General features: G+C 72.1%; 30 protein-coding genes. 12 read left to right on the top strand and 18 right to left on the bottom strand.

Annotated elements, in window-relative coordinates:
- Positions 1–31: 31 nt before the first annotated feature.
- The 5 genes from nrdE to FS793_RS16235 all read right to left on the bottom strand — a co-directional run bounded on the left by nrdE (position 32) and on the right by FS793_RS16235 (position 3655).
- Positions 32–2137 (bottom strand): class 1b ribonucleoside-diphosphate reductase subunit alpha, encoded by a 2106-nt coding sequence (gene nrdE, locus FS793_RS09695; RefSeq protein ID WP_144720448.1) that lies wholly within the window; start codon positions 2135–2137, stop codon positions 32–34.
- A 38-nt stretch (positions 2138–2175) separates the two neighbouring features.
- Positions 2176–2595 (bottom strand): class Ib ribonucleoside-diphosphate reductase assembly flavoprotein NrdI, encoded by a 420-nt coding sequence (nrdI, locus tag FS793_RS09690; protein WP_144720275.1) that lies wholly within the window; start codon positions 2593–2595, stop codon positions 2176–2178.
- A 41-nt stretch (positions 2596–2636) separates the two neighbouring features.
- Positions 2637–2861: a glutaredoxin-like protein NrdH gene (gene nrdH / locus FS793_RS09685; RefSeq protein WP_092503710.1), complete on the bottom strand. Its 225-nt coding sequence runs from the start codon at positions 2859–2861 to the stop codon at positions 2637–2639.
- Positions 2862–3182: 321 nt separating this feature from the next.
- Entirely contained in the window at positions 3183–3512 is a 330-nt protein-coding gene (locus FS793_RS09680; protein WP_144720274.1) for a hypothetical protein, read from the bottom strand.
- Positions 3509–3655: a hypothetical protein gene (locus tag FS793_RS16235; protein ID WP_186329432.1), complete on the bottom strand. Its 147-nt coding sequence runs from the start codon at positions 3653–3655 to the stop codon at positions 3509–3511. The genes FS793_RS09680 and FS793_RS16235 overlap by 4 nt, the downstream gene beginning before the upstream one ends.
- A 177-nt stretch (positions 3656–3832) precedes the next feature.
- Between FS793_RS16235 and FS793_RS09675 the strand changes: the two genes are divergently transcribed.
- On the top strand, positions 3833–5128 hold the full coding sequence (locus tag FS793_RS09675; protein WP_144720273.1) for an alpha-amylase family glycosyl hydrolase: 1296 nt from the start codon (positions 3833–3835) through the stop codon (positions 5126–5128).
- A gap of 41 nt (positions 5129–5169) precedes the next feature.
- Here FS793_RS09675 and FS793_RS09670 read toward each other — a convergent pair whose 3' ends face one another.
- A complete protein-coding gene (locus FS793_RS09670; protein ID WP_144720272.1) occupies positions 5170–5787 on the bottom strand; it encodes an SRPBCC domain-containing protein in 618 nt (205 codons plus the stop codon).
- A gap of 189 nt (positions 5788–5976) precedes the next feature.
- Between FS793_RS09670 and FS793_RS09665 the strand changes: the two genes are divergently transcribed.
- The 6 genes from FS793_RS09665 (at position 5977) to FS793_RS09640 (ending at position 13441) form a co-directional block, all read left to right on the top strand.
- Positions 5977–6456, top strand: a complete 480-nt coding sequence (locus tag FS793_RS09665) for a MarR family winged helix-turn-helix transcriptional regulator (protein ID WP_186329431.1) — start codon at positions 5977–5979, stop codon at positions 6454–6456.
- Between the two features lie 32 nt (positions 6457–6488).
- Positions 6489–6911 carry an organic hydroperoxide resistance protein gene (locus FS793_RS09660; protein WP_144720271.1) on the top strand — a complete coding sequence of 141 codons (423 nt, stop codon included), beginning with the start codon at positions 6489–6491 and terminating at the stop codon, positions 6909–6911.
- A gap of 78 nt (positions 6912–6989) precedes the next feature.
- A complete protein-coding gene (locus FS793_RS09655) occupies positions 6990–7967 on the top strand; it encodes a zinc-binding dehydrogenase (RefSeq protein ID WP_144720270.1) in 978 nt (325 codons plus the stop codon).
- 200 nt (positions 7968–8167) lie between these two features.
- Positions 8168–9187: a LacI family DNA-binding transcriptional regulator gene (locus tag FS793_RS09650; RefSeq protein ID WP_144720269.1), complete on the top strand. Its 1020-nt coding sequence runs from the start codon at positions 8168–8170 to the stop codon at positions 9185–9187.
- A gap of 82 nt (positions 9188–9269) precedes the next feature.
- Complete coding sequence (locus FS793_RS09645; RefSeq protein ID WP_144720268.1) at positions 9270–12257, top strand: GH92 family glycosyl hydrolase; 2988 nt, start codon at positions 9270–9272, stop codon at positions 12255–12257.
- A gap of 128 nt (positions 12258–12385) precedes the next feature.
- Positions 12386–13441 (top strand): FUSC family protein, encoded by a 1056-nt coding sequence (locus FS793_RS09640; protein ID WP_144720267.1) that lies wholly within the window; start codon positions 12386–12388, stop codon positions 13439–13441.
- A 15-nt stretch (positions 13442–13456) separates the two neighbouring features.
- On the opposite strand, the gene FS793_RS16230 is transcribed toward FS793_RS09640, so the two are convergent.
- A complete protein-coding gene (locus FS793_RS16230) occupies positions 13457–13633 on the bottom strand; it encodes a hypothetical protein (RefSeq protein WP_186329430.1) in 177 nt (58 codons plus the stop codon).
- Positions 13634–13917: 284 nt separating this feature from the next.
- Positions 13918–14127 (bottom strand): hypothetical protein, encoded by a 210-nt coding sequence (locus FS793_RS09635; protein WP_144720266.1) that lies wholly within the window; start codon positions 14125–14127, stop codon positions 13918–13920.
- Between the two features lie 149 nt (positions 14128–14276).
- Here FS793_RS09635 and FS793_RS09630 point away from each other — a divergent pair, with 149 nt between their 5' ends.
- Positions 14277–14666: a VOC family protein gene (locus tag FS793_RS09630; protein ID WP_144720265.1), complete on the top strand. Its 390-nt coding sequence runs from the start codon at positions 14277–14279 to the stop codon at positions 14664–14666.
- Positions 14667–14690: 24 nt separating this feature from the next.
- On the opposite strand, the gene FS793_RS09625 is transcribed toward FS793_RS09630, so the two are convergent.
- Positions 14691–15017: a GNAT family N-acetyltransferase gene (locus tag FS793_RS09625; RefSeq protein ID WP_144720264.1), complete on the bottom strand. Its 327-nt coding sequence runs from the start codon at positions 15015–15017 to the stop codon at positions 14691–14693.
- 135 nt (positions 15018–15152) lie between these two features.
- Between FS793_RS09625 and FS793_RS09620 the strand changes: the two genes are divergently transcribed.
- Complete coding sequence (locus FS793_RS09620) at positions 15153–15671, top strand: DinB family protein (protein WP_144720263.1); 519 nt, start codon at positions 15153–15155, stop codon at positions 15669–15671.
- Positions 15672–15855: 184 nt separating this feature from the next.
- On the opposite strand, the gene FS793_RS09615 is transcribed toward FS793_RS09620, so the two are convergent.
- Positions 15856–16287 (bottom strand): NUDIX domain-containing protein, encoded by a 432-nt coding sequence (locus FS793_RS09615; protein WP_144720262.1) that lies wholly within the window; start codon positions 16285–16287, stop codon positions 15856–15858.
- 340 nt (positions 16288–16627) lie between these two features.
- Here FS793_RS09615 and FS793_RS09610 point away from each other — a divergent pair, with 340 nt between their 5' ends.
- The 3 genes from FS793_RS09610 (at position 16628) to FS793_RS09600 (ending at position 19940) form a co-directional block, all read left to right on the top strand.
- Positions 16628–19174: an ATP-dependent Clp protease ATP-binding subunit gene (locus FS793_RS09610; protein WP_144720261.1), complete on the top strand. Its 2547-nt coding sequence runs from the start codon at positions 16628–16630 to the stop codon at positions 19172–19174.
- A gap of 98 nt (positions 19175–19272) precedes the next feature.
- On the top strand, positions 19273–19512 hold the full coding sequence (locus FS793_RS09605) for a glutaredoxin family protein (protein WP_144720446.1): 240 nt from the start codon (positions 19273–19275) through the stop codon (positions 19510–19512).
- Between the two features lie 35 nt (positions 19513–19547).
- The gene (locus FS793_RS09600; RefSeq protein ID WP_144720260.1) at positions 19548–19940 is read left to right on the top strand and encodes a hypothetical protein; all 393 of its coding nucleotides are present in this window, start codon (positions 19548–19550) and stop codon (positions 19938–19940) included.
- A gap of 31 nt (positions 19941–19971) precedes the next feature.
- Here FS793_RS09600 and FS793_RS09595 read toward each other — a convergent pair whose 3' ends face one another.
- The 8 genes from FS793_RS09595 to paaA all read right to left on the bottom strand — a co-directional run bounded on the left by FS793_RS09595 (position 19972) and on the right by paaA (position 26194).
- Complete coding sequence (locus FS793_RS09595) at positions 19972–20634, bottom strand: DUF805 domain-containing protein (RefSeq protein ID WP_144720259.1); 663 nt, start codon at positions 20632–20634, stop codon at positions 19972–19974.
- Positions 20635–20677: 43 nt separating this feature from the next.
- A complete protein-coding gene (locus FS793_RS09590; protein ID WP_144720258.1) occupies positions 20678–21448 on the bottom strand; it encodes an enoyl-CoA hydratase/isomerase family protein in 771 nt (256 codons plus the stop codon).
- Between the two features lie 118 nt (positions 21449–21566).
- The gene (locus FS793_RS09585; RefSeq protein WP_144720257.1) at positions 21567–22217 is read right to left on the bottom strand and encodes a DUF805 domain-containing protein; all 651 of its coding nucleotides are present in this window, start codon (positions 22215–22217) and stop codon (positions 21567–21569) included.
- A 67-nt stretch (positions 22218–22284) separates the two neighbouring features.
- Positions 22285–23403: a 1,2-phenylacetyl-CoA epoxidase subunit PaaE gene (gene paaE, locus FS793_RS09580; RefSeq protein WP_144720256.1), complete on the bottom strand. Its 1119-nt coding sequence runs from the start codon at positions 23401–23403 to the stop codon at positions 22285–22287.
- A gap of 1 nt (position 23404) precedes the next feature.
- Entirely contained in the window at positions 23405–23935 is a 531-nt protein-coding gene (paaD, locus tag FS793_RS09575; RefSeq protein ID WP_222123725.1) for a 1,2-phenylacetyl-CoA epoxidase subunit PaaD, read from the bottom strand.
- On the bottom strand, positions 23932–24762 hold the full coding sequence (gene paaC / locus FS793_RS09570) for a 1,2-phenylacetyl-CoA epoxidase subunit PaaC (RefSeq protein ID WP_144720444.1): 831 nt from the start codon (positions 24760–24762) through the stop codon (positions 23932–23934). The genes paaD and paaC overlap by 4 nt, the downstream gene beginning before the upstream one ends.
- A gap of 113 nt (positions 24763–24875) precedes the next feature.
- On the bottom strand, positions 24876–25181 hold the full coding sequence (gene paaB / locus FS793_RS09565) for a 1,2-phenylacetyl-CoA epoxidase subunit PaaB (protein ID WP_092503672.1): 306 nt from the start codon (positions 25179–25181) through the stop codon (positions 24876–24878).
- A complete protein-coding gene (paaA, locus tag FS793_RS09560; RefSeq protein WP_144720255.1) occupies positions 25181–26194 on the bottom strand; it encodes a 1,2-phenylacetyl-CoA epoxidase subunit PaaA in 1014 nt (337 codons plus the stop codon). The genes paaB and paaA overlap by 1 nt, the downstream gene beginning before the upstream one ends.
- Positions 26195–26257 lie beyond the last annotated feature (63 nt).

Here is a 26257-nt window from a genome sequence, read left to right as displayed (position 1 = left end):
CCTGTGTCCTGTTCTCAGTGCGCTCGGCGGGTCACAGCATGCAGCTGACGCAGCCGTCGACCTCCGTGCCCTCCAGCGCGAGCTGGCGGAGACGGATGTAGTAGACGGTCTTGATGCCCTTGCGCCATGCGTAGATCTGCGCCTTGTTGATGTCGCGCGTCGTCGCGGTGTCCTTGAAGAACAGCGTGAGCGAGAGGCCCTGGTCGACGTGCTGCGTCGCCGCGGCGTACGTGTCGATGATCTTCTCGGGGCCGATCTCGTACGCGTCCTGGAAGTACTCCAGGTTGTCGTTCGTCATGAACGGCGCCGGGTAGTAGACGCGGCCGATCTTGCCTTCCTTGCGGATCTCGATCTTCGCCGCGATCGGGTGGATCGACGACGTCGAGTTGTTGATGTACGAGATCGAGCCGGTCGGCGGCACCGCCTGCAGGTTCTGGTTGTAGATGCCGTGCTGCTGCACGAGCGCCTTCAGCTCGCGCCAGTCGTCCTGCGTCGGGATGTGCACGTTCGCCTCGGCGAACAGCTGCGCGACGCGCTGGGTCGCCGGCACCCACGCCTGGTCGGTGTACTTGTCGAAGAACTCTCCCGACGCGTACTTCGAGCGCTCGAAGCCCTCGAACGTCTGACCCTTCTCGGTCGCGATGAGGTTCGACGCCCGCAGGGCGTGGAACAGCACCGTGTAGAAGTAGATGTTCGTGAAGTCGACACCCTCCTCCGAGCCGTAGAAGATGCGCTCGCGACCGAGGTAGCCGTGCAGGTTCATCTGGCCGAGGCCGATGGCGTGGCTCATGTCGTTGCCGCGGGCGATCGACGGCACCGAGTCGATGTTCGACTGGTCGGACACCGCCGTGAGCGCACGGATCGAGGTCTCGATCGTGCGACCGAAGTCGGGGGAGTCCATCGTCAGCGCGATGTTCAGCGAGCCGAGGTTGCAGGAGATGTCCTTGCCGATCGACTCGTAGCCGAGGTCCTCGACGTACTGCGACGGCGTGTTCACCTGCAGGATCTCGCTGCACAGGTTCGACATGTTGATGCGGCCGTCGATCGGGTTCTCCCGGTTCACCGTGTCCTCGAACATGATGTACGGGTAGCCCGACTCGAACTGGATCTCGGCCAGCGTCTGGAAGAAGTCGCGGGCGCGGATCTTCTTCTTCTGGATGCGGGCGTCGTCGACCATCTCGTGGTACTTCTCCGTCACGGAGATGTCCGCGAACGGCACGCCGTAGACGCGCTCGACGTCGTAGGGCGAGAACAGGTACATGTCCTCGTCCTTCTTCGCGAGCTCGAACGTGATGTCCGGCACCACGACGCCGAGGGACAGCGTCTTGATGCGGATCTTCTCGTCGGCGTTCTCGCGCTTCGTGTCGAGGAATCGCATGATGTCGGGGTGGTGCGCCTGCAGGTACACCGCTCCGGCACCCTGACGGGCACCGAGCTGGTTCGCGTACGAGAAGCTGTCCTCGAACAGCTTCATGACGGGGATGATCCCCGACGACTGGTTCTGGATCTGCTTGATCGGGGCGCCGTACTCGCGGATGTTCGTGAGGTTGAACGCCACGCCGCCGCCGCGCTTCGACAGCTGCAGGGCCGAGTTGATCGAGCGACCGATCGACTCCATGTTGTCCTCGATGCGCAGGAGGAAGCAGGAGACGAGCTCGCCGCGCTGCTTCTTGCCCGCGTTGAGGAAGGTCGGCGTCGCCGGCTGGAAGCGACCGTTGACGATCTCGTCGACGAGGGCCTCGGCGAGGCGCTCGTCGCCGGCCGCGAGGGCGAGCGCGACGTTGACGACGCGGTCCTCGTAGCGCTCGAGGTAGCGGTTCCCGTCGAACGTCTTCAGCGTGTACGACGTGTAGTACTTGAACGCACCGAGGAACGTCGGGAAGCGGAACTTGTAGCCGTAGGCGCGCTTCATGAGCGACTTGATGAACTCGAACGAGTACTGCTCGAGCACCTCGCCCTCGTAGTACTCGTTCTCGACGAGGTAGTCGAGCTTCTCCTTCAGCGAGTGGAAGAAGACCGTGTTCTGGTTGACGTGCTGCAGGAAGTACTGGTTCGCAGCCTCGCGGTCCTTGTCGAACTGGATCTCGCCGTTCGGACCGTAGAGGTTGAGCATCGCGTTCAGCGAGTGGTAGTCCATCTGCGGCGAGTGGGTACCCGCTGCGGACTGCTCGGTGGTCACAGTTGCCACAGGTCGTCCAATCTCTGGTTGAGGATGGTGACGTCGTCGGGAGTCCCGAAGACCTCGAATCGATGCAGGTAGGGCACGTCGCACTTCGCGGCGATGATGTCGCCGGCGATGCAGAAGTCGGACCCGAAGTTGGTGTTGCCACCCGCGACGACGCCGCGGAGGAGCGCACGGTTGCCCTCGTCGTTCAGGAAGCGGATGACCTGCTTCGGCACGGATCCGCGGCCGTGCTCCCCGTAGGTGGGGGTGACGAGCACGTACGGATTCGCGACCTCGAGCGCAGGCGCGCTCGCGTGGAGGGGGATGCGCGCAGCGGGCCGGCCCAGCTTCGACACGAAGCGCGCCGTGTTGCCCGAGACCGACGAGAAGTAGACGATCTCAGGGGCGACGACGGGGGCTTCGAGGAGCATGGGCTTCGGCCTCGCTGCGGTGCTGGTGCCTGGGACGGGCGTCAGGCGGAGAGGGCCTGGATCTTGTCGGGGCGGAAGCCCGACCAGTGGTCGCCGTCGGCGATCACGACGGGGGCCTGCATGTAGCCGAGGTCCTTGACCGTCTGGAGGGCCTTGTCGTCGACCGAGACGTCGAACAGCTCGTACTCGACGCCCTGCGCGTCGAGGGCGCGCTTGGTCGCGGTGCACTGCACGCATGCCGGCTTGGAGTAGACGGTGACAGCCATTTCGATCCTTCTCTCGCGGTGGGGCGGTGCTTGCTCGGTGGTCGGGACCGTCGGTCCTGAGCCGGGAGCACCCACTATATGTAGGGCCACCGACATTCATGCGGCACTAGATGCGGCGTTTCTCCACATGATGTCCAACGCTTCTCCACCGGTCGGGATTCCTGCCCAGTGCTGGCGCGGCAGAAGCCTGTGGATGCCGTTCTCCACACCTGTGGAGAGGGATTTCGCGACACGCCGGAGCGGGCTTACAACCGTGTGATTCGTGCACCGCATCCGCCTCGCTCGAGTGGTCCGAGGATGCCTCGGACCACCCACATGCGGTCAGCGGCCCGTCGGATCCGGCGGCGTCTCGGTCGATGGGCGAGCATCCGCGCGGCGCTCGAGCGCGAACCCGCGCAGCGCGACGCCGATGCCGACGGGCACGAGCACGACCAGCACGACGAACGTCGCGGGCAGGGCCATGCTCGTCGCCATCATGATCGAGAGGCCGACCACGCCGACGACCACGAGCGCGACGCCGCCGGCGATCCACCAGCGCGGCGGCAGCCGATGCTCGCGCGACGGGCGCACGGCGCGCTGGCTCTCGCCCGGCAGGCGCGGGCGGTCGGCGTCTCGCTCACCCCCGTCGCTGCTGCTGCCGCTGCCGCTCATCGCTCCGGCTGCTCGGGCGCACCACCCGAGGCGGTGTCGGCCTGGTCGTCGTCGGTGCCGGAGCCGTCGGGCAGGTCGTCGACGCGCCGCTGCTCCTCCTCGCTCGGGTCGGTCGAGCTGTCGTGCTGCTGCTGGTCGCTCATCGCTGCTCCTCACATGCGTCGACGCGTCTCGCCGACTCCTCCAGGGTTCGCGGAACGCCAGCCGACCGCCAGTGGGTTGCATCGCGCGCGCGTCGTCGCGGCTGCCCGTCCGCGGTGCTCGCCGCAACCCGTCGCTGCCGACTCGCGAGCCGAGCGCCGCCCCGGGAGACTGCAGGGATGGGCAACGAGCGTGCATGGGCGGAGTCGGCGATGTGGTGGCACGTGTACCCGCTGGGGTTCACGGGCGCGCCCATCCGCGAGCAGGAGGCGACGCATCCGCCGCACCGGCTCGCGCGCATCGAGGCGTGGCTCGACCACGTCGTCGAGCTCGGGCTCAACGGCGTCGCGCTCGGGCCGATCTTCGCCAGCAGCACGCACGGCTACGACACGACCGACTTCCTCCGCATCGACCCGCGCCTCGGCGACGACGACGACCTCGACCGACTCGTCGCCGCAGCGCACGAGCGCGGCATCCGCGTGCTGCTCGACGGCGTCTTCAACCACGTCGGGCGCGAGCATCCCGCGTTCCAGGCTGCGCTCGCAGGGGGCGAGGAGACGGCGCTCTTCCGGCTCGACGGCGGCGAGGCGGCCGTGTTCGAGGGGCACGACGGGCTCGTCGCGCTCGACCACGCCTCCGACGCCACGGTCGACCTCGTCGTCGAGGTCATGGACCACTGGCTGCGCCGCGGCGTCGACGGCTGGCGGCTCGACGCCGCCTACAGCGTGCCGAGCGACTTCTGGGCCCGCGTGCTCCCGACCGTGCGCGAGCGGCACCCGCATGCATGGTTCGTCGGCGAGGTCATCCACGGCGACTACGCGGAGATCGTGCGGGCGTCGACGATGGATGCCGTCACGCAGTACGAGCTGTGGCAGGGCATCTGGCACGGCATCGCCGACGCGAACCTCTTCGAGCTCGAGCACGCCATCGGGCGCCACGACGAGCTGCTGTCGACGTTCGTGCCGTACACGTTCGTCGGCAACCACGACGTCACGCGCATCGCCTCCGCGATCGGCGTCGACCTCGTGCCGCACGCGCTCGCGATCCTCATGACGGTCGCGGGCACGCCGGCGATCTACGCAGGCGACGAGCTGGGGATGCTCGGGGTCAAGGAGGAGCGGGTCGGCGGCGACGACGCCGTGCGACCCGAGATGCCCGCGACGCCGCCGTCGCCCGACGAGCTCGATCCGTCGGCTCTGCGCATCCTCGACGTCACGCGGCAGCTCGTCGCCGTGCGCCGCCGGCATCCGTGGCTCACGCGCGCGCACACCGACGTCGTCGCGGTGGCGAACGGCTCGATCGTGCTGCGCACCGGCACGGCGGACGCGTCGATCGTCACGGCGCTGAGCATCGGCGACGAGCCCGTGCGACTGCCCGCGGCGGATGCGACCGAGGTGCTCGCGGGCGAGGGCGCGCACCTCGAGGGCGCCGAGGTCGTGCTCGACGCCCGCGGCTGGGCGATGCTCGGCGGCTGAGCGCCGTCCGGCCGATCGCGCTCGCGCTTCCGCGACGAGCGTCAGTCCTCGTCGAAGACCGCGGCGATGGCGCGTGCGGCGGCCGCCTCGGCCTCGGCAGGGTCGGCGCCGGCATCGACGAAGGCCCGCTGCCAGGCGGCCGCCGAGGCCTCGGCGAACGCCCGACCCTCCTCCGACTCGAACAGCGCCTCCATCGCGTCGGGCGTCGACCGCTCGTCGTCGGCGAGGTGCAGCGCGAGCGCGAGCAGGCTCTCGTCCCACCCCATGCCGCCCGCTGCAGGGCCGTAGGCCTCCCAGTGGTCGTCGCGGGGGCTCGCATGCGCGATCGTCAGCCGCGCCCCTCCCTCGGCCCGCGCGATCGTCACGACGACCCGGCTGGCGTCGTCGCCGTACTCCCAGGTGATCGCGAGCAGCATGGGTCGCTCGCAGCGCTCGATCGTGCCCTCGGTGCCGCTGAACCCGAGCTCGTAGCGCCCGCCGAGCGAGAGATCGCCCTCGATCGGCTCGAACCACCGGGCGAGGCGTGCAGGGTCGGTGCACGCCTCCCACAGGTCGTCGGGCGTCGTGGCGAACGTCTGCGCGACCGCGATGACGGGGTCGGACGCGGTGCTGTCGACGGTGCGGAGCACCTCGTGGATCTGGTCGGCGAACGTGCTCATGCTGGTGCTCCGGGAGTCGCGCGGATGGTCTGGCCGGCGACGAGCGGCTCGACGAGCCGGCTGCGCACCGGATCGGCGAGGGCAGCCACGACGTCCATGCGTCCTTTCTACGACACGAGGTGGAGGCGTGGGGGCGCGGCACGCGCGAGATCGGTTGTGCACAACTGAAATTCGTGCAAGGCTCGAGCCATGGCCGTGACCGACGAGATGGTGTGCTTCGCGCTCTATGCCGCGCACCGCGCGACGTCGCAGACGTACCGCGCGCTGCTCGCACCGTGGGACCTCACCTACCCGCAGTACCTCGTGCTGGCGACGCTCTGGAACGAGGGGCCGCAGTCGGTGCGCGAGGTCGGCGAGGTCATGCAGCTCGACTCCGGCACCCTCTCGCCGCTGCTTCGCCGCATGGAGGAGCGCGACCTCGTGCGGCGCGAGCGCAGCGCCGCCGACGCGCGCGTCGTCGACGTGCACCTCACCGACCGCGGGCTCGCGCTGCGCACCGACCTGTGCCACATCCCCGCCGCGATCGCGACCGGCATGGGCCTCGCCGACGCCGCCGACGCCGAGGGGCTGCTGCGGCGGCTCCGCGGCATCGAGGCGTCGATGCACGCCGCGGTGCCGCAGGCCGCACCCCACGAACCCGTCGCCGGCGCCGCCGGCGACGACCGATGACGTCGCAGCCGCGACGAGACAGGAGGAGCACCATGGATGCGCTCTACACCGCAGAGGCCCTCGCGACCGGCGCCGGCCGTGCCGGCCACGTCGCCACGAACGACGGCCGCCTCGACCTCGACCTCGCCATCCCTAAGGAGATGGGCGGCGCCGGCGGCGCGACGAACCCGGAGCAGCTCTTCGCCGCAGGCTATGCCGCGTGCTTCCACTCGGCGCTGCAGGCCGTCGCCCGCTCGCAGAAGGTGCAGCTCGGCGACTCCACGGTCGGCGCGCGCGTGCACATCGGCTCGAACGGCGAGGGCGGCTTCCAGCTCGCCGTGCAGCTCGAGGTCGTCATCCCCGACCTGCCCCAGGAGCAGGCGCAGCAGCTCGCCGACGCCGCCCACCAGGTCTGCCCGTACTCCAACGCGACGCGCGGCAACATCGACGTCGTCGTGACGGTCAGCGACGACTGACCCCGCCGCAGCCGGCCGACCCCCGCGGTCGGTCGGCTGCCGCATGCCATCCGCACGCTCCCACGAGAGGACCCCACCATGCGCGCAGTCGTGCACGAGACCTTCGGCGAGCCCGCCGACGTCCTGACGGTCGCCGACCGTCCCACCCCCGAGCCCGGCCCCGGCCAGGTGCGCCTGCGCATCGTGCTGTCGCCCATCCACAACCACGACCTGTGGACCGTGCGCGGCACCTACGGCTTCGTGCCCGACCTGCCCGCCGGCTCCGGCACCGAGGCGCTCGGCGTCGTCGACGCGCTCGGCGAGGGCGTGGATGCGCTCGCGATCGGCGACCGCGTCGTGACGGGCGGCACGTTCGGCGCATGGGCCGAGCACGTCGTCGCCGATGCCGCCGGCCTCATCCCCGCACCCGAGGGCGTGCCCGACGAGGCCGCGGCGCAGCTCGTGGCGATGCCGTTCAGCGCCATCTCGCTGCTGCACTCGCTCGACCTCGAGCCCGGCCAGTGGATCGTGCAGAACGCCGCGAACGGCGCCGTCGGCCGCATGGTGGCGCAGCTCGCCGCCGCCCGCGGCGTGCGCGTCGTCGGCCTCGTGCGTCGCGCCGCCGGCGTCGACGAGCTGCGCGAGGCGGGCATCGGCGACGTCGTCGCGACCGACGCCGACGACTGGCGCGAGCAGGTCGCCGCGATCACGGGCGGCGAGCCGATCGTCGCGGGCGTCGACTCCGTCGGCGGCGCGTCGGCGCAGGAGGTGCTCTCGGTGCTCGCCGAGGGCGGCGAGCTCGTCGTGTTCGGCGCCATGGCGTCGCCCGTGCTCGAGCTGCGCTCCGGCGACATCATCTTCAAGCAGGCGACGGTGCGCGGCTTCTGGGGCTCCGTCGTGAGCCGCACCATGGATGCGCCGACGCGGCGCGCGCTCTTCGGCGAGCTCGGCGAGCGCCTCGCCTCGGGCGCGCTCACGCTGCCCGTGTCGAGCATCCACGGCCTCGACGACGTCGCGGCCGCGGTCGAGGCGAGCCTGACGCCCGGCCGCGTCGGCAAGGTGCTGCTGCGCCCCTGACCCGGCGCGGAGTGACGCGCAGCGGGCCGCCGAGGGAGCATTCCCCTCGGCGGCCCGCCCCGCGTCACGCGGTGACGGCGCATCGGACCGCGTCCTCCTCGACGCGCGCGTCGGAGGTGGCGCGGCGGTCGGTCGATCGCCGTCGAGCGCGAGACTCCCGCGGCCCGGATCGCTCGGCGGCCCGGTGCTACGCTCGCGCGATGCAGCCCACGACGGGAGCGCCGAGCCCGTCGGCGACGCGGCGTCCGACCGTGAAGGACGTCGCTCGCGTCGCAGGCGTCGGGGTCGGCACCGTCTCGCGCGTGCTCAACGCCGAGGGCAAGGTGAGCGCCGACAGCCGCTCGCGCGTGACCGCCGCCATCGACGAGCTCGGCTACGTGCGCGACACGGCAGCGCGTGAGCTGCGGCGCGGTGCGTCGGCCTCCGTCGGCCTCCTCGTCGAGGACGTCGCCGACCCGTTCTACTCGCAGCTGCACCGCGCGGTCGAGTCGGCGCTCGATCGCCACGACCTCACGGTGCTCGCCGCCTCGTCGGGCGGGTCGTCGTCGCAGGTGCGACGCATCGTCGACGGGCTGGCGGCGAGGCGCGTCGAGGGCCTCGTCGTGACGATGCCGATGGACGCCGACGAGTCGCGGCTCGCATCGATGCAGCGCGACGGCGTGCACGTGGTGTTCGTCGATCGTCCGGCGCTGACGTTCGAGGCCGACAGCGTGCTGACCGACAGCCGACGGGGGGCGCGCATGGGCATCGAGCACCTCCTCGCGCGCGGCCATCGACGCATCGCGGTGCTGCTCGACGACGCACGGAACTTCACGTCGGGCGAGCGGCTCGCGGGCGTGCTCGACGCCATCGATGCGGCGGGTCTGGCGAGGGATGCGGTCGAGGTCTCGCAGGCCGCCCCCGACGTCGAGGCCGTCGCCGCGCGACTGGCGAGCCTCCTGGCGGGGGAGGAGCCGCCGACGGCGATCTTCTCGGGCAACAACCGCACGACCGTCGCCACGTTGCGCGCGACGCGAGCACTCGGCGTGCGGCTCGACGTCGTGGGCTTCGACGACCTCGAGCTCGCGGATCTGCTCGATCCGCCCCTCACGGTCGTCGCGCAGGATGCGAGCGCGATCGGCGCGATCGCGTCGCAGCTGCTCGTCGATCGACTCGACGGCCACGACGGGCCCGCCCGGCGCCGCCTCGTCGACCCCGTGCTGATCGTCCGGGCGCCGTGACTTGACGTCCCCCATCCGGCACCTCTAGCGTGGTCCGAGGTGGAATCGATTCCACCTCCCGCGCTCGCGTCAAGGAGGACCGATGCCCGCACCCCTGCCCACCCGCAGGCCCGCATCCCGTCGATGGATCGGGGCAGCGCTCGCCGCCGTCCTCGGCATCGGGGTGCTGCCGCTCGCCGGCGTCGCGACCGCCGCCGAGGCCGCGGACGACGTCGATCGCGCGGCGCTCGTCAACCCGTTCGTCGGCACCGAGAGCGAGGGCAACGCCTACCCCGGCGCCACGCTGCCGTTCGGCATGGTGCAGCCCAGCCCCGACAACACGAACAGCTACGCCTCGACGTCGTACGCGTACGACGACCGACGCGTGTGGGGCTTCAGTCAGCGGCACGTGAACAGCGCCGGCTGCCCGGCAGCGGGCGAGCTGCTCGTGACGCCGACGACGACCGACGTGCCGCGCACCGACCGCGAGTTCCTCGCGATCACGGGCGACGAGACCGCCGAGGCCGGCTACTACTCGGTGGAGCTCGAGAACGACGTCACGGCCGAGCTCACCGCGACCGAGCGCACGGCGATGCACCGCTACACGTTCCCCGCGACCGGCACGGCGAACCTGTCGTTCAACTTCGGGCAGACCCTCCGCGACGCCGGTGCGAGCTCGCTGACGTGGGTCGACGACCGCACCCTCGAGGGCTGGATCGACAACGGCGGCTTCTGCGGCGGCACCGACGCGCAGCGCATCTTCTTCAGCGCCTCCTTCGACCGCGCACCCGTCGAGCACGGCGCGTGGGGCGCCGACGCCACCTACGTGCCCGGCACCGAGACGAGCGAGAGCGCGGGCGGCAGCCACGGCGCCGTCGCCGTCTTCGACGCCACCGCCGACCAGACGGTCGAGGTCGCGATCGGCATGTCGTTCGTCGACGTCGACGGCGCCCAGGCCAACCGACTCGCCGAGCTCGCGGGCGACCTCGACTTCGACGCGGTGCGCGCCGAGGCGAACGCCGCGTGGAACGCGATGCTCGGACGCATCGACATCACCGCATCCGACGACATCCAGCGCATCTTCGCGACGCAGCTCTACAAGGCGCTCCTGTCGCCCACGATCGGCAGCGACGTCGACGGGCAGTACCGCGGCATGGACGGCGAGGTGCACGTCGCCGACGGCTGGACGTACCGCCAGACGTTCTCGCTCTGGGACACGTACCGCACCCAGGCGACGCTCCACGGCATCATCGCGCCCGAGATCGCGGAGGACATCGTGCGCTCGATGTACCAGCACCGGGTCGAGGGCGGCTGGCTGCCCAGGTGGTCGCTCGGCGGCGTCGAGACGAACATCATGGCCGGCGATCCCGTGTCGGCATGGCTCGCCGAGAACTTCACGCTCGGCACCGTGCCCGACGACATCCACGACGAGCTGTGGGGCTACCTGATCGAGAACGCCACGACCGCGCCGCCCGAGGGCGTCGACTCCGTCGGGCGTCAGAGCGCCGAGTTCTACATCGCCAACGGCCACATCCCCTACTACCCCGAGGACGAGCCGGGCCTCGGCCAGGAGTTCGAGGAGTACCGTCACGGCGGCTCGTCGACGATGGAGTTCGCGGTGTCCGACGCGGCGATCGGCGCGGCGGCGCAGCGCATGGGCGACGACGAGACGGCTGCGACCTTCCTCGAGCGAGGCCAGAGCTGGCAGCGCCTGTGGAACCCCGACGTCGAGCTGAGCGGCGGATTCCAGGGCATGGTCAACGCCGTGACGCCCGACGGCGAGTTCGTGACCACGCCGGAGATCGCACCGGTGCAGCAGACCGGCTTCCACGAGGGCGTGCCGTGGCAGTACCAGTGGATGGCGAACCAGGACTTCGCAGGCATGCAGGACGCGATGGGCGGCACCGACGCCTTCCTCGACCGGCTCGACTCCTACTTCGCGATGGATGCGCTGCAGGCGGCTCCCGGCCAGCGGCCCACCTCGTGGGATCCGGGCGGCAGCAGCTACTACACGAGCATCGGCTACAACCCCGGCAACGAGCCGACCATCATGAACCCGTGGCTCTACAGCTCGGCGGGTGAGCCCGCACACGTCAACGACGTGCTCGCAGCGAACCTCAACCTCTTCCCCAACACGCCGGGTGGCGGCGTCGGCAACGACGACCTGGGCACCCTGGGCGCCTGGTACGTCATGGCATCCATCGGCATCCAGCCGGTCGTGCCGGGCTCGGGCATGCTCGCGCTGAACGCGCCGCGCGTGCAGCAGGCGATCGTGACGCTCGGCGACTCCGGCGAGACGGTCACGCTCTCGGCGCCGGGTGCGACGGAGTCGACGCCCAGCTACATCGACGGCGTCACGGTCGCAGGCGCGCCCCGCACCGAGACGTGGATCGACCTCGAGCAGCTGCGCGCAGGCGGCGAGATCGCGTTCTCGCTCACGCAGGATGCGGCCTCGGCCGACTGGGGCACCGCTCGCGGCGACTGGCTGCCGAGCGTGGCCGACCCGCTGCGCGCCGTGGCCGACGTCGCGGTGCAGGACGCGGAGGTGACCGAGGACGTCGCATCGACGATCGAGGTCGGCACCGCGACCGTCGCCGAGCTCGCGGACGCATCCGAGGGTGCGGCTGCCGCAGCGATCGCGACGAGCGTCGACGACGTCGAGCTCGCCGCGACGCTCGAGCTCGACGGCGCGCAGGTGCCCGTGACGGCGCAGCGCGACGGCGACCGCTGGGTGCTGACCTCCACGGTCACGCTGCCCGAGCCCGGCCTCGTCGAGGGCACGCTCACCGTGTCGTCGGCGAGCGAGACGCCGCGCTTCGCACCGGAGGCGTTCGAGCCCGTGTCGGTCCCGGTCGCCGTCACGGTCGTCGCAGCGGCCGAGCCCTCGCCGTCGTCGCCCTCGGTGCCGCCGACGGATGGCTCCGGTCAGCCGTCGACGCCGCCTGCCGCGGGAGGCGGCTCCGGCGGCCTGCCGGTGACGGGCGCCGACGTCGCGGTCTGGGCCCTCGTGGCGGGGCTCCTCGTCGTGCTCGTGGGCGCCGGCCTCGGCATGCGTGCGCGCGCGGCTCGTCGCGCGGTCGACGCGGGCTGATCGACCCGACGGGGCGCGGGGGTGCGACCCCCGCGCCCCGTCGCTCGTCTCCGCCCTCCCTTCGCGCCGGATGCCGGCCGCCCTCGCGACGTGTGGCACGGTTGCCTGAGGTGGACGGAGGGAACGGCATGGCCCGCTGGCAGCTGCAGCGCACCACGGCGTGGGTCGCCCGCATCCGCGCGACCGGTCGCCTGCCGTTCCTGCAGGTCGTGAAGATCAGCGTCGCCGCGATCGCCTCGTGGTTCGCCGCTGACGCGCTCATCGCCGAGGAGCCGCCGATCTTCGCCGTCATCGCGGCGCTCATCGTGGTGCAGCCGAGCGTCAACCAGTCGCTCGGCCGCGCGCTCGAGCGCTCCATCGGCGTGATCGTGGGCGTCGTGCTCGCCACGGGCATCTCGCTGCTGCTCGGCTCGGCGGCGTGGATCATCCTCGCCGCCGTCGTCGTCTCGGTGCTGCTCGCCTGGGCGCTGCGCCTGTCGCAGCAGACCTCGAACCAGATCCCCATCTCGGCGATGCTCGTGCTCGCGCTCGGCGCCGCATCCCCAATCTACGCGATCGACCGCATCGCCGAGACCGTCCTCGGTGCCGCGATCGCGTTCGTCGTGAACCTGCTCATCGTGCCCCCCGTGCTGCTCGAGCCCGCGCGCCGCGAGGTGAAGGCGCTCGCCGAGGAGATCGCCCGCAGCCTCGAGCGCCTCGCGATCGCCGCCTCCGAGCCCGTCGGCCGCGGCACCCTCGAGGGCAACCTCGTGGAGGTGCGGCTGCTGCGCCCCATGCTCGCCCGCGCGCAGGCCGCAGTGGTCACGGCCGAGGACTCGCTGACGCTCAACTGGCGCGGCGGCAGGCACCGCGGCGAGCTCGAGGGCTACGACGCGGGCCTCGTGGCGCTCGGCGTGCTCGTGACGCGCGTGTCGGGCATGACGCGCGCGATGCGCGACCACTACGACGACTCGCTGCACCGCGAGCCCGTCATGGGGCAGATCTCGGCCGAGCTGCGCCGCGCGGCGCACGACCTGCGCATCCGCTACGTGCTCGCCGCTCCCGGCGACGCCGTCGCCTCCGACACGGGCCCGCTGCTCACGGCGCCGCTCGTGGTCGTGTCGCCGCACCCCGAGCACTGGGTCGTCATCGGCTCGATGCTCGAGGACCTGCGCCGCGTGCACGAGGAGCTCACGGCCGAGTGACCCGGGCGGCGCCGATCACGGCGTCGCCGGCGAGGGGTCGTCGTCCTCGGGGTCCGCCTCGACCGCGGGCTCGGGGACGCCGCCGTCGATCTTCCCGGCGATCTGCTCGAGCGCATCCCAGATGCGCGAGAGGTCGCCGGTGTCGTTGATGCCGCTGGGAGCAGCCTGCTGCTCATGATCGTCGGTGCTCATGCCGTCGTGCCGATCGCGCGATGCGACCGGCGAACCTCCTTCGACGTCATCGGTGCGTCTACGGAGACGTCGCGAGGGAGGCATTCGTCACGCACGGATCGACCCGGGCGTGTCGCGGGCGGGGAGCGGGGTCGCACCTCATGACGACGAGCGAGCGGTGCGGATGGTGACGGTCGGGGCACATCATGTGCACGCGCCTGCGTGCGCAGCGGGCTCACGAGGACGCATGCCACCTGTCGTGGCGCCGCTGCGGCCGCATCTCGGCGGCCGTGCGTCGGCGAGCGTCAGCGCGAGGCGAGCACGCGGCGTCGCGTCGCGCCGTACGAGGTCGTCGTGCGGCGCGCCCGACGGCGCTCGGCGGCGGTGCCGCGGCGCTCGATCGCGGCGACGCCGACGCACAGCAGGGCGAGCATGCCCAGCAGCATGATCGCGATCGCGGCGTACACGACGACGCCCAGGTTCATGACGTCCTGCGCCTGCTGCACCATGTCCATGTCCGCATCTCCTTCGGCTCGCTTCGAGCCTCGCGGCAGGAGGGGGTGCGGCGCGTCGTCCGGGAGGCTCGCGGCCGTCATCCTCGGGGATGATCTGCGGCGATGCCGCGGTGCGACCCGCGCGGGCGGCCGTGGCTACCGTGGACGCCATGGAGCAGCGCATCAGCCTCATCACGCTCGGCGTGCACGACCTCGCCCGCGAGCGAGCGTTCTACGAGGCGCTCGGCTGGGCGGATGCGCAGCAGCCCGACGACGAGGTGTGCTTCTTCCAAGCGGGTGGCATGGCCTTCGGGCTCTGGACGCGCCTCGGCGGGCACGGTGCGCCCGGCATCGAGATCGCCCACAACGTGCGCACGCCCGACGAGGTCGCCGCGCTGCTCGCCGACGCCGAGGCCGTGGGTGGCTCGATCGTGCGCCCCGCGGAGGTCGCGGAGTGGGGCGGCACGTCGGGCGCGTTCGCCGACCCCGAGGGCTACGTGTGGGAGGTCGCGCACAACCCCGGCTGGACGATCGCGGCCGACGGCTCGATCGCGATCTGAGGCGAGTCGTCGGGGCGCTCGACGTCAGCGCTGCGTGCGCGCCTCGATGGCGTCGAGCCCCTCCTGCGTCACCGGCACGACGAGGTCGGCCCAGCGCTGGTCGCCTGCGACGACCTTCGCGACGTAGGGGCACACCGGCATGACGCGGAGGCCGTCGGCACGCGTGGCGTCGAGCGCCGCGACCACGAGCTCGCGGCCGAGGCCCTGCCCCGCGTACGCGTCGTCGACCTTCGTGTGGAAGAAGACGCGCGCGCCCGCCGCCTCCACGAAGTACGCCCTGCCTGCGACGACGCCCGCGTCGTCGACGATCTCGAACCGGTCTCCGGCCTCACCCTTGCGCACGGTGCTCATGCCTCGACCCTGCCACCGCATGGGGTGCGAGCGCATCCCTCGGCGTCCGGCGGCGTCGGGGGACGAGGCTGGGCGCTGCGGTGCGCCGCGGCTCGGCGTGCGTGCGGCGCGCCGCTGGGCTGCGAGGATCGGAGCATGCCGATCGAGCCCGACGCCAAGGACTGGACCTGGGTGCTCGAGCGCCCGTGCGCCGAGTGCGGGTTCACGCCCGAGGTGCCCGATGCCGAGCTGCCTGCGCGCATCCGCGTCGCCGTGGGCACCGTGCATCACGCGCTCCACGACGCCGACGTGCGCGAGCGCCCCGACGACGCGACGTGGTCGAAGCTCGAGTACGCAGCGCACGTGCGCGACGTCTGCCGCATCATGCGCGAGCGACTCGTGTCGATGCTCGAGCACGACGACCCGACGTTCGCGAACTGGGATCAGGATGCGACGGCCATCGACGAGGCGTACGGCGAGCAGCGCCCGCCGCGCGTCGCGATCGAGCTCGACGTCGCCGCCGCCGACCTCGCCGACGCCTACGCCGCCGTGCCGGCCGACGCGTGGGAGCGCCCCGGTCGTCGCTCGAACGGCTCGCGCTTCACGGTGCGCTCGCTGGGCGTCTACGCCCTCCACGACCTCGAGCACCACGCCTGGGACGTGACAAGGGGCTGACGCCTCGCCCGCTCGGGCCGCTCCCCAGCTGGTCGAGGAGCGCAGGCGCGCAGCGCCTCCGCGTCACGAGACCCGAGCCATCGCGAGTGCGTCGATCCGCGAGGTCGTTGGCCGGGACGGCGGGTCTCGTGACGCGGGCTCGCTGCGCTCGCGCGCTCCTCGACCGGCTGCTGGGGGAGGGCCCTCAGGAGACCCGGCTCGCCCACTGCCTCGCCAGCGCCTCGCAGCCCGTGGGGTAGAGCGGACGGTCGAGGCCGTCGAGCGGGCGCCAGCCGACGGGGCTGCCCTCGTCGAGCACCGTGAGCCGCGCGTCGAGCGGGATGGCGTCGATCGCCGTCGAGCGCACGCCGAACACGTGCACGACCTCGTGGCCGGGCTCGCCCTCGTACACGAACCAGTTGTCGACGACGCCGAGCGGCACCGCCTCCTCGATCGTGACGTCGAGCTCCTCGACGAGCTCGCGCCGCAGGGCCTGCTCGGGCGTCTCGCCCGGCTCGATGCCGCCGCCGATCGCGCGATGGAAGGGCTGGCCCTTCGTGCGGTCGACGCCGTCGAGCACGAGCACGTGCCCGTCGCGCACGGGCAGGGCGACGGCGATGGCGCGAGGGGATGGCATGGGTCGAGCCTGCCAGGCGACCCGTGCACCGCGTCCCTCGGTGACGCTCTCCTCCCCGCTGGTCGAGGAGGCCCCGAGCGCAGCGAGGAGCCGTCACGAGACCCGAGCCATCGCGAGTGCGTCGATCCGCGAGGTCGTTCGCAGTGACGGCGGGTCTCGTGACGCGGGCTCGCTGCGCTCGCGCGCTCCTCGACCGGCTGGTGGCGCGCGCCCGCGCTCGAACCTGCTCGCCGTGGGCGAACGCCCCGCGGGAATGCCGCACCGCGCCGTAGCGTCGTACTTGAGCGTAGGGCGCTCACATTCGTGGTGGGCTGCCCGACGAGCCACCCAAGGAGGCAGGATGCCCCAGTTCACCGGTCCCAGCGGATCGTTCGACGACTTCCTCGCGCGCCTGCGGCAGGCGCAGGGCGCGGGCCGCCAGGTCGACGTCTCGCGACTGCTCACGCGTCGCGCCGCCACGATCCTCGCCCGCGCCGTCGAGCGTGCCCGCGAGCACGGCCACCAGGACGTCGACGCCCTGCACCTGCTGCAGGCGACCGTCGCCCACCCGCAGGTCGCCGAGGCCATCCGCGCCGCCGGCGCCGACACCGAGGCGATCGAGTCGGCCGCCGAGGAGCGACTGCCCGCCGAGTCCGAGGCCAGCGAGACGCCCTCGGTGCTCACGGCGAGCGCGCAGCGCGTGCTGCGCGACGCGTACCAGGTGGCGCGCGCGAACGGTGCGAGCTACATCGACCCCGAGCACCTGCTCTTCGCGTTCCTGCTCGCGCAGGACACGGTCGGCGGGCGCATCCTCGACGCCGCGGGCGTGAGCCAGGAGTCGCTGGCCCGTGCGATGGCGGACGCGCAGCGCGAGCAGCTCGAGGGCCGCGAGGCAGCGGTGACGCGCGAGGGCGAGCCCATCGCCGCCGACTCGACGACGCCGACGCTCGACCAGTACGGCATCGACCTCACGGCGCGCGCCGAGCGCGGCGACATCGACCCCGTCATCGGCCGCGCCGACGAGATCGCCCAGACCATCGAGATCCTCGCGCGCCGCACGAAGAACAACCCCGTGCTCATCGGCGAGGCCGGCGTCGGCAAGACGGCGATCGCCGAGGGCCTGGCGCAGGCGATCGTGGCCGGCACGGTGCCGCCGCAGCTCGCCGGCAAGCGCGTCGTGTCGCTCGACATGACCGCGATGGTCGCGGGCACCCGCTACCGCGGCGACTTCGAGGAGCGCATCGGCACGGCGATGGACGAGATCGCCGCGAACGCCGACGACCTCGTCGTGTTCATCGACGAGCTGCACACGATCCTCGGCGCCGGCGGCGGCGAGGGCGGCATGGATGCGGCGAACATCCTGAAGCCCAGGCTCGCGCGCGGCGACCTGCACATGGTCGGCGCGACGACGCTCGCCGAGTACCGCCGCATCGAGAAGGATGCCGCGCTCACGCGCCGCTTCCAGCCCGTGCACGTGGCGGAGCCGTCGGTCGACGACGCCGTCGCGATCCTGCAGGGCATCCGCTCGGCCTACGAGGAGCACCACGCCGTGCGCTACACCGACGACGCGATCCGCGCGGCCGTCGACCTGTCGCACCGCTACGTCACCGACCGGTTCCTGCCCGACAAGGCCATCGACCTCGTCGACCAGGCCGGCGCACGCCTGCGGCTGCGTCTCGGCGCGACCGTCGACGTCGAGGCCCTCGAGGCCGAGCGCGCCACGCTCGAGGCCGACAAGGATGCGGCGATCGCCCGCGAGGACTACGAGGAGGCGTCGCGCATCCGCGACCGCGTGCTCGCGGTGCAGGCGCAGCTCGACGGCGACGCCCCCGCGGCGCCCGCCGCCGACGCCGTCGTCGACGTCGCGCAGATCGCCGAGGTCGTGAGCCGCGCCACGGGCATCCCCGCCGCGTCGATCGGCGACGACGACCGGCAGCGCCTCGCCCGCCTGGGCGACGAGCTGCACGAGCGCGTCGTCGGCCAGGACGACGCCGTCGAGGCCGTCGCGCGCGCCATCCGGCGCTCGCGGTCGGGCATGGGCGACGAGACGCGCCCCATCGGCTCGTTCCTCTTCCTCGGCCCGACGGGCGTCGGCAAGACCGAGCTCGCCAAGACCCTCGCGGCGTCGCTGTTCGGCGACGCGTCGGCGATGGTGCGCTTCGACATGTCGGAGTTCGGCGAGCGCCACACGGTCTCGCGCCTCATCGGCGCCCCTCCCGGATACGTCGGCTACGACGAGGCGGGCCAGCTCACCGAGCGCATCCGTCGCCGTCCGTACTCGGTCGTGCTGCTCGACGAGATCGAGAAGGCGCACCCCGACGTGCTGACGCTGCTGCTGCAGGTGCTCGAGGACGGGCGCCTGACCGATGGCCAGGGCCGCACGGTCGACTTCCGCAACGCCGTCGTCATCATGACGTCGAACGTCGGCTCGGAGACCCTCGCGAGCCGATCGGGAGCCATGGGCTTCGTCGCGCACGGGGGCTCGGGCTTCTCGGCCGACGAGCTGCGCGCCCGCGTCATGGGGCGCCTGCGCGAGGTCATGCGGCCCGAGCTCATCAACCGCATCGACGAGATCGTGCTGTTCGGCGCGCTCGAGCGCGAGCAGCTGCACGCCATCGTGCACATGCTGCTGGGCCAGACGGCCGCGCGCCTCGAGCGGCAGGGCATCCGCATCCACGTCGACGACGCGGCGATCGCGTGGCTCGCCGAGCACGGCTACGAGCGCGAGCTCGGCGCCCGGCCGCTGCGTCGCCTCATCCAGCGCGAGGTCGACGACCGCGTCGCCGACCTGCTCGTGGCCGGATCGGTCGGCGAGGGTGGCGCCGTGGCCGTGACGGTCGAGGGCGAGACGCTCGTCGCGACCGTCGCCGAGCGGGGCGCGCTCGGGGATGCGAGGATCGCAGCATGAGCGACGCGACCAGCACCACGGCAGGCGACACCGCAGCGCAGGGCGCCCGTCCCGAGGAGCGCACGAGCGCAGCGAGCGCACGTCTCGAGGGGATCACGATGTTCGGCGCCGAGTGGTGCCGCGACTGCCGCCGCACGAAGGCGCAGCTCGACGGGCTGGGCGTGCCGTACCGGTACGTGGACCTCGAGGCCGAGCCGGACGCCGTCGAGGTGGCGCGCGAGATCTCGGGCCGCACGCAGATCCCCGTCGTCGTCTACCCCGACGCGACGCATCACGTCGAGCCGTCGAACGCCGACGTCGACGCGAAGCTGCGCGAGCTCGGCATCCTCACGGCCTGATCGCGGCATCCAGCGGCGCATGCGAGGGTGATCCCATGCGTGCGACGCGACGAGGGGCAGCTCCCGCCTTCGGGCGGGCGCTGCCCCTCGTCGCATGCGCGGCCGTCGCCGCCGCGCTGCTGGCGGGATGCGCCGAGGGCGCGGATGCGGGCGGTGGCGTCGACCTCCTGGGCGGAGGCGGCGAGTCGACGGGCGCCTGGCCGTCGTCGGTGCCGCGACCCGAGCTGCCGCTCGTCGAGGAGACCGACCTCATCATCGCCTTCACGGCCACGTACGACCTGCAGGGCGGTTCGGTCGACGACTACGCCGCCGACCTCGAGGACGACGGCTTCGCGCTGCAGGAGGCGTCGACGTACGGCGACGGCAGCCACGTGGTGCTGCTCGAGGTCGAGGGCGACCGTCTGTTCGTGACGATCACCGACGCGTGACGCCCGGCGGCACGTGCCCCGGGCGCGTCGCTCAGGCGCGCTGGTCGCCCTGCATGGACGGCGCGCCGGCATCCGCCTGCCCCGCGTACGGTGCTGCACCGTACGGTGCTGCACCGTAGGGGGCGCTCCCGTACGCGGCCATGCCGTACGCGTCGGCCACGGGGGGCACGGGCTGGCCGTAGGGGGCGACGCCCTGCGGTGCGACGACCGGATCGACCGTGCCGACCTCGAAGCGGAGCCCGGCCGTGCTCGAGTGCATGAAGCCGCACGCCACCATGAAGCCGCTCGCGGCGAGGTTCAGCAGCGTCAGCCACCCCGACAGGCCGGCATCGTGCAGCCTCCTGGCCGTGAGCGTGAACAGCGGGATCGCCGAGATGATCAGCACCGCGTACAGCGACATGTAGACGAGCACGATGCCGAGCGAGCCGAGCAGCCCGGTCGTCGGGTCGGTCGGCGACGACGCAGCGGCCAGTCCGGTGCCGAAGATCACCGCGAAGAGCACGACGACCCATCCGAGCACCAGCACCATCTGCACGATGAACATCGTCAGGTAGCCCCACCAGAACTCGCTCTGGCTGGCTCGGCCACGCACGGAGAACGTCTTGCGCAGCACGCGCTTCGCGCCCTCCCCGAAGGTGCATCCGTACACGGGCTGATCGAGTCGGCCGTGGAGGGCCGGCGCTGCGTAGGTCATCCCTCCACCCTCCCAGCCTCGGCTGAGCGGGTCGTGCGAGGCGTCAGCGACCGCGGAACGTGGGCGTGCGCCGCTGCTGGAAGGCGGCGAAGCCCTCGCGGTAGTCGTCGGAGCGCGCGAGCCGCGCCTGTGCCCGCGTCTCGTGCGCCATCGAGCGCCACAGGCCCAGGCGCTCGTCGCGCAGCTCGCGCACGAGCTCCTTCGATGCGCGGAACGCGAGCGTCGCGCCCTGCGCCGCGTGCGCGGCGGCGGCGCGCGTCGCCTCCAGCACCTCGTCGTCTGGCAGCGCCTGCGAGAAGAGCCCGGCGGCGACGGCCTCCGCGCCGGTCATGAGTCGGCCGGAGTAGACGAGGTCGAGCGTGCGATGCGTGCCGAGGCGCTCGACGAACAGCGCGTGGCCGCCCGAGTCGAGCGTCGCGCCGAGGTTCGCGAACGGGCTGCCGATCTTGGCGGACTCCGCCACGTAGACGACGTCGGTCGCGACGAGCAGGCCGAGACCCACGCCGAGGCAGGCACCGTGCGCCGCCGCGAACGTGGGAGCAGGGAAGGCGCTGAGGTGCTCGAGCAGCGGCTGCACGCGGTGGCCGAGGAAGCCCTGCACGTCGTCGGTGGCCGGGTCGACCGCCGAGATGTCGCGGCCGGCGCAGAACGAGGGGCCCTCGCCGCGCAGCACGAGGGCGCGCACGCCCGCCGACTCCGCGTCGGCGACGGCCATCCCGAGGTCCTGGATGGCCGTCTCGTCGAGGGCGTTGCGGCGCTGGGGTGCGTCGAGGGTGATCTCGGCGACGTCGTGCTCGATGGTGAGGTCGATCATGCTGCTCCTTCGCGCGGTCCGTCCATCCTCTCGTGCGCGACGCGGGGAAGGCGAGGGCGGACGCGAGCGAGGGCCCGGACGCGATGCGTCCGAGCCCTCGCTCCTGTCGTCGATGGGACTACTGCTGGCCGAAGCTCGGCGGCTGCTGGCCGGGCTGCTGCGGCGCCTGGCCCGGCTGCTGACCCCACGGCTGCTGCTGCGCCGACGACGGCGGCACCGGCGGGTACGACTGCTGCGGTGCGGACGGCTGCTGCCCGTACGACGGCTGCGGCTGGCCGTACGCCTGCTGGCCGTAGCCCTGCTGGCCGTAGCCGCCGGCCGCGGCGTCCTTCGTGGGCAGTGCGCACATGATGAGCCACACGATGCCGAGGCCGACGATGCTCAGCAGCAGGAAGAGGGGCGTGAAGCCCGCGTCGCGCAGGCGCCGGGCGCCGGCCGCGAGGGTCATGATCGCGATCGGGATCGTGATGATGGCGAGGATGATGCTCGCGATGACCGTGCCGACCGGCATGGGCGGTGCGGCGTACGGGTCGGTCGATGCCGCGTAGGTGGTGACGATCGCGGCCGACTCCACGCCTGCGACGATCCCGACGATGATGCCGAGGATCACCGACACGATGGCCAGGGCGAGGTAGCCCCACCAGAACTCGCCACGAGAGGCCTTGCCCGAGAAGGTGAAGATGCCCTTCACGTAGCGCTTGACGGCAGGCATGAAGCCGATGCCGTAGACAGGGGTGCCGATCGGCACGTCGACGTTCGCAGTGCTCATGCGCTGATCATCCCAATGATGCGCTGGGTGCTGCCTGCAATGCGCCTGGATGCCGACTGGATGCTCGTCAGCCGTCGTAGTCGACGACCACGTGCTCACCCTTCGGATGCGACTGGCACGTCAGCACGTAGCCGCGATCGATCTCGTCGGGCTCGAGCGCGTAGTTCTCGGTCATCGACACGCTGCCCTCGACGACCCGGGCGCGGCACGTGCCGCAGACGCCGCCGGCGCACGCGAACGGCACGTCCTGCCGCACGCGCAGCGCCGCGTTCAGGATCGACTCGTTCGCCGCCACGGGGCTCTCGACGCTCGCCGACTGGCCGTCGAGCGTGAAGTCGAGGCGCCACGTGGGCTCGCCCTGCCGCACGGCGACGGGGCGACCCGCATCCCCCTCGACGCGCTCGGGGCGACCGGTCGTGAAGAGCTCGAAGCGCACGTGGCTCGCGTCGACGCCGCGCTGCTCGAGCACGTCGCGGCACAGCTGCACGAGCTCGAACGGCCCGCACAGGAACCACTCGTCGACCGTCGCGGGCGGGATGAGGGCGTCGAGGATGCGGCCGAGACGCTCCTCGTCGATGCGGCCCGAGAGCAGGGGAGCGGTGCGCTGCTCGCGCGTGAGCACGTGGTGCAGCGCGAGGCGCCCGCGGTAGCGGTCCTTGAGGTCGGCGAGCTCCTCGACGAACATCACGTCGAGCTGCGAGCGGTTCGTGTAGACGAGCGTGAAGCGCGAGTCGTCGGCCGACGACAGCACGCGGTGCGCCATCGCCATGAGCGGCGTGATGCCGCTGCCGGCGGCGATGCCGACGACGTGGGCGCCGGCGAGCTCGTCGAGCCCCGACGTGAACGTGCCCTGCGGGCTCATGACGTCGACGACCGCACCCGGCTCGAGCGTCTCGTTCGCCCACGACGAGAAGACGCCGCCGAGGTCGCGCTTGATGGCGACCGACACGGATCCGGGGCTCGGTGGGCGGCAGATCGAGTACGAGCGGCGCACCTCGCGGCCGTCGATCGTGGCACGGAGGGCGACGTGCTGCCCGGCGACGTAGTCGTACTGGCCGTGCAGCTCGGGCGGCACCGCGAACGTCACCTCGACGCTCTCGGCGGTGAGCGGTCGCACGTCGGCGACCTCGAGGCGGTGGAACTGCCCGCGGCGCGTGCGCGCGGACGTGAGGTTCTGCGCGGCCATGTCAGAGCACCTTGAAGAAGTCGAACGGCTCAAGGCACGAGCGGCACTCGTAGAGCGCCTTGCACGAGGTGGAGCCGAAGCGGGCGAGCTCGCGCGTGTCGAGCGAGTCGCAGCGGGGGCACTTCACGGCCATCGTCAGCCGCACGGGACCGTCGAGATGCGGCGCCGCGCCGTTCGGCGGAGCGATGCCGTAGCGGCGCAGCTTCGCGCGGCCGTCGGCGCTCATCCAGTCGGTCGTCCAGGCCGGCGTGAGCGTGAAGTCCACGCGCACGTCGTCGTAGCCGGCCGCGGTGAGCTGCAGCACGACGTCGTCGCGCATCTGGTCGATCGCCGGGCAGCCCGAGTACGTGGGCGTGAGCACGACGTGCGCCGCGGATCCATCGCTCGCGACCGAGCGCAGCACGCCGAGGTCGGCGATCGTGAGCACGGGCACCTCGGGATCGGTCACCTGGGCGGCGACCTCCCACGCGGCACGGCTGGTCGCGTCGCCCGTGGCGTCGGGCGTCGCGGCGCGGGCGGCGAGCGCGGTCACCACGTCGCTCCCGGGTGCGATCGGGCGAGCACCTGCATCTCGGCGAGCAGGTAGCCGAGGCGCGTCGAGTGGCTGCCGCGGCGGCCGCCTGCCATCGACGGCTCGACGTTCGGGGTCTCGAGCCCCGCTGCGTCGAGGATCTCCTGGATGCGCGCCAGCACGGGCTCGCGCAGCGTCGACGGACGCACGGCGACGCCCTCGAGGCGGTCGATGACCGGCTCGTCGCGGAACAGCTCGTCGACGAGCGGCCACACGTCGACGAGCGACTGCTGGATGCGCGCATGCGACTCGTCGGTGCCGCCGCCGAGGCGCAGCATCCACTGCGCCGCGTGGTCGAGGTGGTACGCGACCTCCTTGACCGACTTCGTCGCGATCGCCGCGAGCGCGGGGTCGGAGGAGTCGGCGAGGCGGCGGTAGAGCTCGAGCTGGAACGCGGAGGCGATCAGCTGCCGCGCGATCGTGTCGCCGAAGTGGCCGTTGGGTGCCTCGAAGAGCCACGCGCTGCGGAAGGCGGGCTCGTCGCGCCAGTACGCGAGGTCGTCCTCGGTGCGGCCGTCGGCCGTGCCGGCGTAGCGCAGGAACGAGCGGGCGTGACCGAGCACGTCGAGCCCGATGTTGCCGAGCGCGACGTCCTCCTCGAGCTCGGGCGCGCGCGAGATCCACCAGCCCAGCTGCTGGGCGAGGATCAGCGCGTCGTCGCCGAGCCACATGGCGTACTCGGCCACGTCGGGCGTGGCGACGGCGCCGTCGGCACCCGACAGCTCGACGCTGAGTGCGAGCTCGTCGACGCTCACGTCGCCGTGGGCCTCCTCGCCCTCGACGCCCATGCTGATGTCGTGGCTCACAGGTGCTGCACGCCCCGCGCTCGCGTCGGGGGCCCCTGCGGGGCGCCCGATGGGAGCTGCGGAGTCAGGGGCGGTCTGATCGGTCGTCGTCGCCATCAGAGGTGCTTCACGCCTTCGGTCTTCGTGTAGTAGATCGCGTGGCGGAAGTTCTTGCCCGCGGGGCTCTCGAACCACTCGCCCTTCTCGTCGGGGTCGCTCGTCGTGATGCCGTCGGCCGGCATCACCCAGATCGACACGCCCTCGCCGCGACGCGTGTAGAGGTCGCGGGCGTTGCGGATGGCCATGGTCGCGTCGGGCGCGTGCAGCGATCCCACGTGCACGTGGCTCAGGCCGCGATTCGCGCGCACGAAGACCTCCCACAGGGGCCAGGCCTCGGTGCCGAGCTCGCCGGGCGTGGCCATCAGGCGGCCACCTGCTCGGTCGTCGCGGCCGCCTGCTTCGCCGCGTAGGCGTGCGCCGCCTCCCGCACCCAGGCGCCGTCGTCGTGCGCCTGGCGGCGGTGCTGCAGACGCTGCGCGTTGCACGGGCCGCGACCGGCGAGCACCTCGTGGAACTCGGTCCAGTCGATGTCGCTCATGTCGTACGACCGCGTCTCGTCGTTCCAGCGCAGGTTCGGATCGGGCAGCGTGAGGCCCAGCACCTCGGCCTGCGGCACGAGCATGCCCACGAAGCGCTGCCGCAGCTCGTCGTTCGAGAAGCGCTTGATGTTCCACGCCATCGACTGCGCCGAGTTCGGCGACTCGTCGTCGGGCGGGCCGAACATCATGAGCGACGGCCAGTACCAGCGGTCGACCGCATCCTGCGCCATCCGGTGCTGCGCCTCGGTGCCCTGGCTCAGCTCGAGCAGGATCTCGAAGCCCTGGCGCTGGTGGAACGACTCCTCCTTGCAGATGCGCACCATCGCGCGGCCGTACGGGCCGTACGAGGCGCGGCACAGCGGCACCTGGTTGGCGATCGCGGCGCCGTCGACGAGCCACCCGATGGCGCCCATGTCGGCCCACGTGGGCGTGGGGTAGTTGAAGATCGACGAGTAGCGGGCGCGGCCGGCGATGAGCTGGTCGGTCATCTCCTCGCGGCCGATGCCGAGCGTCTGCGCCGCGGAGTAGAGGTAGAGGCCGTGGCCGGCCTCGTCCTGCACCTTGGCCATGAGGATGGCCTTGCGCTTGAGGCTCGGCGCGCGCGTGATCCAGTTCGCCTCGGGCTGCATGCCGATGATCTCGGAGTGCGCGTGCTGCGAGATCTGCCGCACGAGCGTCTTCCGGTAGGCGGCGGGCATCCAGTCGCGCGGCTCGATGCGGCCGTCGGCCTCGATGAGCGCGTCGAACCGGGCCTGGCCGGCCTCGTCGATCGCGGCCTGCTCGGCGGTCGCACGGGCATCGCCCTGTGCGCTTGCGGGGGCGAGGGGTGCGGTCATCGTCGACTCCTTCTTCGTCGATCGCAGGCGCTCGCGGTCGGTCCGACTGGATTACCGAACGAT

The organism is Agrococcus jejuensis, assembly GCF_007679035.1.
Classification (GTDB): domain Bacteria; phylum Actinomycetota; class Actinomycetes; order Actinomycetales; family Microbacteriaceae; genus Agrococcus; species Agrococcus jejuensis_A.
This window is presented reverse-complemented; position numbering and strand designations above follow the sequence as displayed.

Coding starts and splice junctions, on each gene's coding strand:
- nrdE (WP_144720448.1), bottom strand. CDS start 2,137: ATGGACTACCACTCGCTGAACGCGATGCTCAACCTCTACGGTCCGAAC.
- nrdI (WP_144720275.1), bottom strand. CDS start 2,595: ATGCTCCTCGAAGCCCCCGTCGTCGCCCCTGAGATCGTCTACTTCTCG.
- nrdH (WP_092503710.1), bottom strand. CDS start 2,861: ATGGCTGTCACCGTCTACTCCAAGCCGGCATGCGTGCAGTGCACCGCG.
- FS793_RS09680 (WP_144720274.1), bottom strand. CDS start 3,512: ATGAGCGGCAGCGGCAGCAGCAGCGACGGGGGTGAGCGAGACGCCGAC.
- FS793_RS16235 (WP_186329432.1), bottom strand. CDS start 3,655: ATGAGCGACCAGCAGCAGCACGACAGCTCGACCGACCCGAGCGAGGAG.
- FS793_RS09675 (WP_144720273.1), top strand. CDS start 3,833: ATGGGCAACGAGCGTGCATGGGCGGAGTCGGCGATGTGGTGGCACGTG.
- FS793_RS09670 (WP_144720272.1), bottom strand. CDS start 5,787: ATGAGCACGTTCGCCGACCAGATCCACGAGGTGCTCCGCACCGTCGAC.
- FS793_RS09665 (WP_186329431.1), top strand. CDS start 5,977: ATGGCCGTGACCGACGAGATGGTGTGCTTCGCGCTCTATGCCGCGCAC.
- FS793_RS09660 (WP_144720271.1), top strand. CDS start 6,489: ATGGATGCGCTCTACACCGCAGAGGCCCTCGCGACCGGCGCCGGCCGT.
- FS793_RS09655 (WP_144720270.1), top strand. CDS start 6,990: ATGCGCGCAGTCGTGCACGAGACCTTCGGCGAGCCCGCCGACGTCCTG.
- FS793_RS09650 (WP_144720269.1), top strand. CDS start 8,168: ATGCAGCCCACGACGGGAGCGCCGAGCCCGTCGGCGACGCGGCGTCCG.
- FS793_RS09645 (WP_144720268.1), top strand. CDS start 9,270: ATGCCCGCACCCCTGCCCACCCGCAGGCCCGCATCCCGTCGATGGATC.
- FS793_RS09640 (WP_144720267.1), top strand. CDS start 12,386: ATGGCCCGCTGGCAGCTGCAGCGCACCACGGCGTGGGTCGCCCGCATC.
- FS793_RS16230 (WP_186329430.1), bottom strand. CDS start 13,633: ATGAGCACCGACGATCATGAGCAGCAGGCTGCTCCCAGCGGCATCAAC.
- FS793_RS09635 (WP_144720266.1), bottom strand. CDS start 14,127: ATGGACATGGTGCAGCAGGCGCAGGACGTCATGAACCTGGGCGTCGTC.
- FS793_RS09630 (WP_144720265.1), top strand. CDS start 14,277: ATGGAGCAGCGCATCAGCCTCATCACGCTCGGCGTGCACGACCTCGCC.
- FS793_RS09625 (WP_144720264.1), bottom strand. CDS start 15,017: ATGAGCACCGTGCGCAAGGGTGAGGCCGGAGACCGGTTCGAGATCGTC.
- FS793_RS09620 (WP_144720263.1), top strand. CDS start 15,153: ATGCCGATCGAGCCCGACGCCAAGGACTGGACCTGGGTGCTCGAGCGC.
- FS793_RS09615 (WP_144720262.1), bottom strand. CDS start 16,287: ATGCCATCCCCTCGCGCCATCGCCGTCGCCCTGCCCGTGCGCGACGGG.
- FS793_RS09610 (WP_144720261.1), top strand. CDS start 16,628: ATGCCCCAGTTCACCGGTCCCAGCGGATCGTTCGACGACTTCCTCGCG.
- FS793_RS09605 (WP_144720446.1), top strand. CDS start 19,273: ATGTTCGGCGCCGAGTGGTGCCGCGACTGCCGCCGCACGAAGGCGCAG.
- FS793_RS09600 (WP_144720260.1), top strand. CDS start 19,548: ATGCGTGCGACGCGACGAGGGGCAGCTCCCGCCTTCGGGCGGGCGCTG.
- FS793_RS09595 (WP_144720259.1), bottom strand. CDS start 20,634: ATGACCTACGCAGCGCCGGCCCTCCACGGCCGACTCGATCAGCCCGTG.
- FS793_RS09590 (WP_144720258.1), bottom strand. CDS start 21,448: ATGATCGACCTCACCATCGAGCACGACGTCGCCGAGATCACCCTCGAC.
- FS793_RS09585 (WP_144720257.1), bottom strand. CDS start 22,217: ATGAGCACTGCGAACGTCGACGTGCCGATCGGCACCCCTGTCTACGGC.
- paaE (WP_144720256.1), bottom strand. CDS start 23,403: ATGGCCGCGCAGAACCTCACGTCCGCGCGCACGCGCCGCGGGCAGTTC.
- paaC (WP_144720444.1), bottom strand. CDS start 24,762: ATGGGCGTCGAGGGCGAGGAGGCCCACGGCGACGTGAGCGTCGACGAG.
- paaB (WP_092503672.1), bottom strand. CDS start 25,181: ATGGCCACGCCCGGCGAGCTCGGCACCGAGGCCTGGCCCCTGTGGGAG.
- paaA (WP_144720255.1), bottom strand. CDS start 26,194: ATGACCGCACCCCTCGCCCCCGCAAGCGCACAGGGCGATGCCCGTGCG.